The organism is Streptomyces sp. MS191, from assembly GCF_008042125.1.
GTDB lineage: Bacteria > Actinomycetota > Actinomycetes > Streptomycetales > Streptomycetaceae > Streptomyces.
The window spans coordinates 76198-84776 of sequence record NZ_RDBI01000037.1 but is presented as its reverse complement, the minus strand read 5'-3'; the positions used below and the strand labels follow the sequence as shown (position 1 = coordinate 84776).

5 protein-coding genes are annotated in these 8579 nt (G+C 75.1%); 1 reads left to right on the top strand and 4 read right to left on the bottom strand.

The annotated features are described in order from the left end of the window. The 4 genes from EAO71_RS06095 to EAO71_RS06080 form a co-directional block, all read right to left on the bottom strand. The coding region (locus EAO71_RS06095) for an ATP-binding cassette domain-containing protein (protein ID WP_147976811.1) at window positions 1-1276 on the bottom strand (1276 nt) is incomplete at its 3' end. 258 nt (window positions 1277-1534) lie between these two features. Continuing rightward, a complete protein-coding gene (locus EAO71_RS06090; RefSeq protein WP_147976745.1) occupies window positions 1535-2305 on the bottom strand; it encodes an NUDIX hydrolase in 771 nt (256 codons plus the stop codon). Between the two features lie 108 nt (window positions 2306-2413). Continuing rightward, on the bottom strand, window positions 2414-4465 hold the full coding sequence (locus EAO71_RS06085) for a glycogen debranching N-terminal domain-containing protein (RefSeq protein WP_147976744.1): 2052 nt from the start codon (window positions 4463-4465) through the stop codon (window positions 2414-2416). A 115-nt stretch (window positions 4466-4580) separates the two neighbouring features. Next, a complete protein-coding gene (locus EAO71_RS06080) occupies window positions 4581-6080 on the bottom strand; it encodes a DUF4192 domain-containing protein (RefSeq protein WP_147976743.1) in 1500 nt (499 codons plus the stop codon). Window positions 6081-6203: 123 nt separating this feature from the next. On the opposite strand from EAO71_RS06080, the gene EAO71_RS06075 reads away from it, so the two are divergent. Then, window positions 6204-8387 carry a RecQ family ATP-dependent DNA helicase gene (locus tag EAO71_RS06075; protein ID WP_147976742.1) on the top strand — a complete coding sequence of 728 codons (2184 nt, stop codon included), beginning with the start codon at window positions 6204-6206 and terminating at the stop codon, window positions 8385-8387. The last annotated feature ends 192 nt before the right edge of the window (window positions 8388-8579 follow it).

Below are 8579 nucleotides of genomic sequence, written 5' to 3'. Positions count from 1 at the left end.
GGACGTCGCCGACTTCGCCCGCACCAGACTGCGCCCCCGCGTGGCCGTGCGCACCCCGCACGCCGCACGGCTGGCCGCCGTCGTGACGCAGGAGGCGCGCGCCGCCAAGCGCCCCGTCGAGGTGGTCACCGAGAACGGCAACCGCCTCTCCGTCTACGGCAGCGACTGCGCGACGATCGGGGAGGCGGCCTTCCGGCACGGGGTGCTCATCCATCAACTGGCCGACGAGGTGGGTGACACCGGAGGGCGCCTGCTCGGGTCCCGCTCCGATTCGGCGTGCGGCGAGGACGCCTGGGTCCTGGAGATCCGGAGCCCCCGCGGCTGCGGGGTCTCCGGAGCGGGCCGTCCGGCCGACCCGGTCTCCGCCGGAGCCGGCGTGCGCGCGAGCCGGCGGGAGGGAAGGGCCGGTGTCACCCACCTCGTCGGCCAGTTGATGGATGAGCACCCCGTGCCGGAAGGCCGCCTCCCCGATCGTCGCGCAGTCGCTGCCGTAGACGGAGAGGCGGTTGCCGTTCTCGGTGACCACCTCGACGGGGCGCTTGGCGGCGCGCGCCTCCTGCGTCACGACGGCGGCCAGCCGTGCGGCGTGCGGGGTGCGCACGGCCACGCGGGGGCGCAGTCTGGTGCGGGCGAAGTCGGCGACGTCCTGGTCGGCGACGAGTCGTCCGGCGTCGAGGGTCACGACGTGATCGGCGTGCCGGGCGGCCGTCCTGGGGTCCTCGGTGGTGAACAGGACGGTGCCGCCGTCGTCCGCGTGGGCGCGCAGCAGTTCGTAGAGCCAGGCGCTCTCGCGGCCGGAGAGGCCGGCGCCCGGTTCGTCGAGCAGGAGGGTGTGCGGATCGCCCAACAGGGCGCAGGCGATTCCGAGTCGGCGGTCCATTCCGAGCGGGAGGGTGCCGATGCGCTGGTCGTGGAGGCCGGTGAGGCCGACGACCCGCAGCATCTCGTCGGCCTGGGACACCGGCACCCCGGCGGCGGCGCAGAGCATGCGCAGCTGGCTGCGCAGGGTGCGGGAGGGGTGCCCCGCGACATCGCCGAGCAGCACCCCGACCTCGCTCGCGGGGTGCGCGACGCGGTGGAGGGGCCGCCCGCGGAAGGAGGTCACGCCGCGCCCCGGTTCGAGTTCGAGCATCAGGCGCAGGGCCGTGGTCTTGCCGGACCCGGCGGGTCCGAGCAGGGCGGTCACCTGGCGCGGGTGGGCGTCGAAGGTGAGGTCGTCCACGGCGGGCGGAAGGTCGCGGCGGGGGCAACTGGTGAGTCCGATGGCCTGGAGCATCGCTTCTCTCGCGGTAGATGAGACCGCTCCGCGGCAGGGCGGCGGCTTGCGAAGCAAGATAACGCTACATTTCGGACTTTTGGTGCAGCGTTGAGCTCTCGGGGCGCCTCGGGGCGCGCGTCGGCAGGCGGCGGCGCCCCCGCGGGGCCGGAGTGATGCGAGGCGGGCGCCCTTGAGGCGGGCGTCCCGGCGGTGGGTGCCGGACGTCCTCGAGGCGGGCGCCCTTGCGACGGGCGTCCCGGCGGTGGCGCCGGGCCGTCAGACCTCGGGGCGCAGCATGGGCGGGTTGAGCAGGGTCGCACCGCCGGCCCTGAACAGCTGTGCGGGACGGCCGCCCTGACGGGTGGTGGTCCCCCCGGCCGGCACCAGGAACCCTGGGGTGCCGGTCACCTTCCGGTGGAAGTTGCGCGGGTCGAGAGCCACCCCCCACACGGCTTCGTACACCCTCCGGAGCTCGCCGACCGTGAACTCCGTCGGGCAGAAGGCAGTCGCCAGCGAGGAGTACTCGATCTTGGAACGGGCCCGCTCCACCCCGTCGGCCAGGATCCTGGCGTGGTCGAAGGCGAGCGGCTCGGGCTGCTCCCCCTCCGGCCCTCCGGGCTCCTCGCGCCCCAGCAGCTCTTCGACCGGGGCCCAGCGGGCGCTGTTCGCGTCGCCGCCCGCGCGCGGCGCCGGCAGGTCGGGCGAGAGAGCCAGGTGGGCCACGCTGACCACCCGCATCCGCGGGTCGCGGCCCGGGTCCCCGTAGGTCGCCAGCTGTTCCAGGTGCGCGCCGTTGCCGGGCGCGGGCTGCGGGGCGGCCGGGTCATGGACGCAGAGTCCGGTCTCCTCGACCAGTTCGCGCGCCGCCGCGGCGCTGAGGTCCTCGTCGTCCCGGACGAAGCCGCCGGGCAGTGCCCAGCGCCCCTGGAAGGGTGCTTCTCCCCGCCGTACGACCAGGGCGCACAGCGCGGGGCCCCGGACTGTGAGCACGACCAGATCGACGGTGACGGCAAACGGCGGAAAGGCCGACGGGTCGTAGGGAGACATGCCGCGATCATAGTCGTCTTCCTGACGATAAACACGCCCCGCAGGTACTGCGCCCACGACTTCTTCTCCTCCCCGCGAGGCACGCGGAACGTGACGGACACCCATCGCTCACACCCCCAGCTGGAGGCCCTCGGGGGCCTCCTCCACCATGCCGAGCCCCAGCCGGCTCACCCGCACCGCGAACGGCCCGCCCGCGACCCGGAGCCCGGACAGGCGCACCGCGCCCAGCGGGGCGGACCTGACGGGCTGCAGGGCGATCGTGCCACCCGGGACGTCGGGACGGATACCGGCCAGGACGGTCAGGAGATGGACCCCCGCGGCGGCGGCCACCGCGGCGGGCCGGCAGGCCGCCGGATGCGGCACCGGGACCGCACCGGCCGTCCGCTGCTCCCCCGCGTACATCTCCGGCAGCCGGTACCCGAACGCCTCGGCCGCGTCGACGAGCCCCCGCAGCAGGGACGCGGCCTCCTTCTCGTATCCGGCGGTGGCGAGCCCGGCCACGGCCACCGCCGTCTCGTGCACCCGCACCGCTCCGGACCGGTGCCCGAACGGGTTGTGTCCCGGTTCCTTGCCGCCGAGGCTCCGCAGCCCCCAGCCGGAGTCCAGCGGCGGTGTACCGAGCAGTCTCGCCAGCTGCTCGGTCGCGGCCTTGTCCAGGAGCCCCGGCGCGTACCGGCCGCCGCCCAGCAGACCGGTGTCCAGGAGGTGCGCCGCCCAGCCGCCCAGGAGCGGCCAGGACCGCCCGCCCGGCGCCCTGGCCGCGACAGGACGGCCACCGGAGGGGTCGTCGAGCCAGAACTCCTCGCGGAACCGGGCCCGCTGGACTCGCGCCCAGTCCCGCAGGTCCTCCCCTCCCGGGCGGTCGCAGGCGTCGAGCAGGTCGGCGCCGAGCACGGCCGCACGATGGGCGTGGGCCTGGGTCTCCGCCCGCCACGGCCCGGCGGGGCCCGGGTCCGGCACCAGGCCGCTCGGGTCGGCGGCGGCGCGCAGCCAGCGCAGGCACCGCTCTGCGGCGGGGAGCAGCTCGTCGAGGTCCTGCTCGGGCAGCCCCCAACGTCTGGCCTCGGCCAGGACGGTCGGGAAGGCGAGCGTCGCCTCGACGCCGGTGCAGCGGGGTGGGAGGTGCGGTCCGGCGTCCCGGAGAGGGCCCGGGATGCGACCCGATTCGATTCCCGGTCCGTCGAGTTGGGTTCGGGCGAGGGCGCGGAGCGTGGCGGCGGCGAGGCGGGTGCCCAGAGGCAGGGCCATCCGGGCGGCCCAGAGGCCCTCGGCGGTGACCGGTCCGCAGCGCCAGGGGACGCCGGCGGCGAGATGCACGTCGGAGGACTGTGCGGCGTCGCGCTGGAGCAGGGCGCGCAGGTCGTCGAGGGCGACACGCAGCAGGTCGCCGAGCCGGGGGTCGTCGCCCTCGGCACGGGCCTCGGCGAAGACCTGCCCGCCGGGGCGTCCGGCACCCGAGGGACCGGGTCCGGGGAGGCGGGACGCCCGGTCGCCTCCCCGGACCCGGAGTTCGATGCCGCGGGTGTCCCCGGGCTCCAACTCGATCTCCCAGCGCAGGAGTCCGGCCGCGGCCAGCGCGTCCATCGGCGGCGGGTCCGCGGTGACGGCGGCGTACCGCCCGTCGGCCGCGGTCCACCGCAGTCCGGTGCCGTGGACGCTCGGGGTGAGCTCCGGTCCGGGCAGCCCGGCCGCGACCGCCCCCAGATCCGCGAGATCCGTCGCCAGAGCGATCTCCACGGGGAGTCGGACCGGCCGGGCGGCGGAACTGCGCAGGACGATCCGCTCCGTTCCGTCCGCGCCCCGCGTGCGCTCGACGGTGAGACCGGGGTCGGGTCCGGAGTCGGCGGCGGTGCGCAGGACGCCGGTGAACACCGCGCGGTCGGCGGCGGCCGGTCTGCCCCGGAGCGGCACGGGTTCGCGGCCCGCGATCCGCAGCACGCAGCGGGAGAGGAGTCGCCGGCCCGCGAGGTAGACCCCTTCGAGGCCGTGGCCGGTGAGCTGCCCGTGTTCGGCGCAGACGGCGAGGGCGGGCAGGGCGACGCAGATGATCGCGTCGTGCACGGCGGGCAGGTCTCCCGGCCGTGCCGTCGTGGACGGGGTGCCGGGGCCGGACGCGGGCCCGGAGGCGGCGCTGGAGGCCGGGGCGGGGCTGAGGGCCATGAGTGGTGTTCCGCGCTCTCTGTGCGGTCCGGACAGCCGGGGTGGCGTCGGCGGCACGGGCCGTACGGTCCCGCCACAGAGCTGAACGCCTCGGCGGGCGGCCGGGTCACGGTCGTCACCTTCCGCTCCTCGTCCCGCGCTGTCCGCCGCGCCGGGCGCCGGTGCCCCGTGCGGACTTGACGAGGCTGACGCCCGGGCCGGTTCCGGCCGGCGGTCCGGCCTGCCGCGGCCCCCTGGGCGGGGCGTTCCGCTGCCGCACCCGGCGCCGCGCCGTCCGGCCCTCCGAGGGACTCGGGGTCTCCTCGGAGCCCCGGTGCTCCCCCTCGCGGCCATCGGCCGCCGCGGCACTTCCGGACTCCGCCGCGCCGGGGGCTCCGGCCGGGACCGGGGTCTCCGCCTCCGCGCGGGCTCGTCGCTCCCCTCGCAGACAGCTGCGCAGCGATTCGGGATCGAGTCCCTCGTTGCACGCCTGGTGCAGCAGGCGTGCGAACAGGTAGTCGGGGTCGGCGTCCAGCGCGAGACCCAGAGCCACCCGGGCGGCCGGTTCGTCGCCCGTCGACCAGGCCGCCCAGCCGGCGAGGGCGAGCGGCGCGGCCGCGTGCTCCTGGAACGGGGTGACGCAGCGGCGGGCCAGTGCCCGCCACAGCCGCAGGGCGGCGGCGCCCTCCGCGCCCTCCATCCATTCCGCGGCCCGGTCCCGGGTCTCCCGGTCCTGGAGCCCGAGGATCAGGGCCGCGGCCTCGTCGTGCGTCAGCAGCCCGTCGTCGGCCGTGTCGGCCGCGGCCGTTCCCAACCGGAAGCGACCGGCGGAGGAGTCGGCTTCCCGTGCCTCACCGGCGGCCCCTGCGGCACCTGGGACGGCCGCTCCCCCGGCGGGCGGGGCGAAGCGCCGGAGCAGCTCCCCGGCGAGCTCCAGGGTGGCCTCCCGCACCTCCGTGCGGCCCTGCCCGGTGGGGGCGTCGAGGATCCTCGGCACGATCACGGCGGCGGCCGAGTTCAGCGCCTGGCGCTGCGGCTCGTCGTCCGGCGACCCGTGAGGCTTCAGCCGCGCCTGCATGTCCTTGAGCGATCCGCGCACCTGGATCCCCGCGTAGGTGGCGGTCGCCGCCATCACCGAGGTCCCCGTGAGGGCGAGCGGGGTGCCGTCCGTGGGGCAGCAGCGCACGTCGGGGCAGCAGTAGGAGAAGTACAGCCCGTCGGAGATGCAGAGGGCCTCGTAGACCGGGATGTCGAGGGCTCCGCAGGCGGTGCGCAGCCGCTGGGCGAAGGGCCGCAGGCGCTCCATCACCCGTCGGCCGGTCTCGCCGGGCGCGGGGTCCTGGCAGAGGAAGACCACGATGCCGTCCGGCCGGGACCCGACCCGGCCGCTTCCTTCGACGAGGCATTCGGCGAGGCCCTCCGCCGTGGCGGGCCACTCCTCCGGCGAACCCGGGATGCCGAGCCGGACCCGGCCGCCGAAGCGGCCGTGCTCGCCGTGGAGGGCGACGAGCACCACGGAGTCGGTCGGATGGAAGCCCAGCACGAACGGGAGGGCGTCGGCCAGTTCGGCGGGCCCGCGCAGGGTGATCTGCTGCGCCGGGGCGGTTGTGCGTGATTCGTGTCGGTTCGTGTTCATGGTCACGACGGTCTCGCGGACCCCGCCGACCGCGAAAGCCCTGTGGATAACTCCCGCGGCCGGTTGTCCACAGATCTCGCGGCCCGTTCGCGCATTGTCCGAGCCATCGGGTTGCATGGGGGCATGACCAACGCAGAGCCTCTCGAAGACCGCGCCGCACTCCGGGCCACCGCCGATGCCGTACTCGCCCGTCTGGTCGGGGACCCCACGGGCACGGCGAGACTGCGGGAGGACCAGTGGCGCGCCATCGAGGCGCTCGTCGCGGACAAGCGCCGGGCGCTGGTCGTGCAGCGCACCGGCTGGGGCAAGTCGGCGGTGTACTTCGTGGCGACCTCGCTGCTGCGCTCCCTCGGCAGCGGTCCCACGGTGATCGTGTCCCCGCTGCTGGCGCTGATGCGCAACCAGGTCGACGCGGCGGCCCGTGCCGGAATCCGCGCCCGCACGATCAACTCCTCCAACACGGAGGAGTGGGAGACCGTCCAGCAGGAGGTGGTCGACGGCGAGGTCGACGTGCTGCTGGTCAGCCCCGAGCGGCTCAACAACCCCGACTTCCGCGACCAGGTGCTGCCCCGGCTCGCCGCCGCCACCGGCCTGCTCGTGGTCGACGAGGCGCACTGCATCTCCGACTGGGGCCACGACTTCCGTCCCGACTACCGGCGTCTGCGCACGATGCTGGCCGACCTTCCGGCCGGGGTGCCGGTGCTCGCCACGACGGCGACGGCCAACGCGCGCGTGACCGCGGACGTGGCCGAGCAGCTCGGCACGGGTGCCGGGACGGATGCCCTGGTGCTGCGCGGCCCGCTGGACCGCGAGAGCCTCAGCCTCGGCGTCGTCCGCCTCCCGGACGCAGCCCACCGGCTGGCCTGGCTGGCGGACCACCTCGGGGAGCTCCCGGGCTCCGGGATCATCTACACCCTCACGGTCGCGGCGGCCGAGGAGGTCACGGCCTATCTCCGCCAGTGCGGGCACACGGTGTCCTCGTACACGGGCCGCACGGAGAACGCCGACCGTCAGCAGGCCGAGGAGGACCTGCTGGCGAACCGGGTGAAGGCACTGGTGGCGACGTCCGCCCTGGGCATGGGGTTCGACAAGCCGGACCTGGGGTTCGTGGTGCACCTCGGGTCGCCCTCCTCGCCCATCGCGTACTACCAGCAGGTGGGCCGCGCCGGCCGTGGGGTGGAGCACGCCGAGGTGCTGCTGCTGCCGGGGAAGGAGGACGAGGCGATCTGGCAGTACTTCGCCTCGGTCGCCTTCCCGCCGGAGGAGCAGGTGCGCCGCACGCTGGACGTGCTGGCGCAGGCCGACCGGCCGCTGTCCCTGCCCGCCCTGGAGCCGCTGGTCGAGCTGCGCCGCACGCGGCTGGAGACCATGCTCAAGGTGCTGGACGTGGACGGCGCCGTGCACCGGGTGAAGGGTGGCTGGACGAGCACCGGCCGGCCGTGGGTCTACGACGCCGAGCGGTACGCCTGGGTGGCGCGGCAGCGTTCGGCCGAGCAGCAGGCGATGCGGGAGTACGCGTCGTCGACCGGTTGCCGAATGGAGTTCCTGCGGCGCCAGTTGGACGACGAGGAGGCGGCTCCGTGCGGGCGCTGCGACAACTGCGCGGGGTCCCGCTTCGACCCCAAGGTCACCGACGCCGCGCTCGACGCCGCCAAGGGCGAGTTGGGGCGGCCCGGCGTGGAGGTGGAACCGCGCAAGATGTGGCCGACCGGACTGGCCGCCGTCGGGGTCGATCTGAAGGGCCGTATCCCCGCCGGCGAGCAGTCCTTCGGCGGACGGGCGCTGGGCCGGCTCTCGGACATCGGCTGGGGCAACCGGCTCCGCCCGATGCTCTCGGAACAGGCTCCTGACGGTCCCGTTCCGGACGATGTCGTGCAGGCGGTGGTGCACGTGCTCGCCGACTGGGCCAAGGGGCCGGGCGGTTGGGCGTCCGGCGACCCGGATGCCCCGAACCGGCCGGCCGGTGTGATCACGGTGGCCTCACGGAGCAGGCCGCAGCTCGTGGGGTCGCTCGGCAGCCGGATCGCCGAGATCGGCCGGATGCCCCTGCTCGGTTCGGTGGAGTACGCGCCGGAGGCCGAGGACCTGCGGCTGTCCCGAACGAACAGTGCCCAGCGGGTGGTCGGTCTCCACCAGGCCCTGACGGTTCCTCCGGAGCTGGCCGAGCGGCTGGCCGCCGCGGAAGGCCCCGTACTGCTGGTGGACGACCTGTCCGACAGCGGCTGGACACTCGCTGTGACGGCCCGTCTGCTGCGCCGGGCGGGAGCAGAAGGGGTGTACCCGCTGGTACTTGCCGTCCAGGGGTGAAACAGGGAGTGAACAATGGGCAACTGGGCAGGGATATGAGAGTCATACCGGCGCATTCCAGTCAGCGGCCTCAATTGCTCGTTGCCGCCCGCGCACAGGCCAGCAAGAATTGGGCATCCGCCCCGCACGGCCCGTACGTGGTCTCGAAGGACCGTGCCGTGGTGCGCCCTCACTCGACCTTGCCCGCCTGGC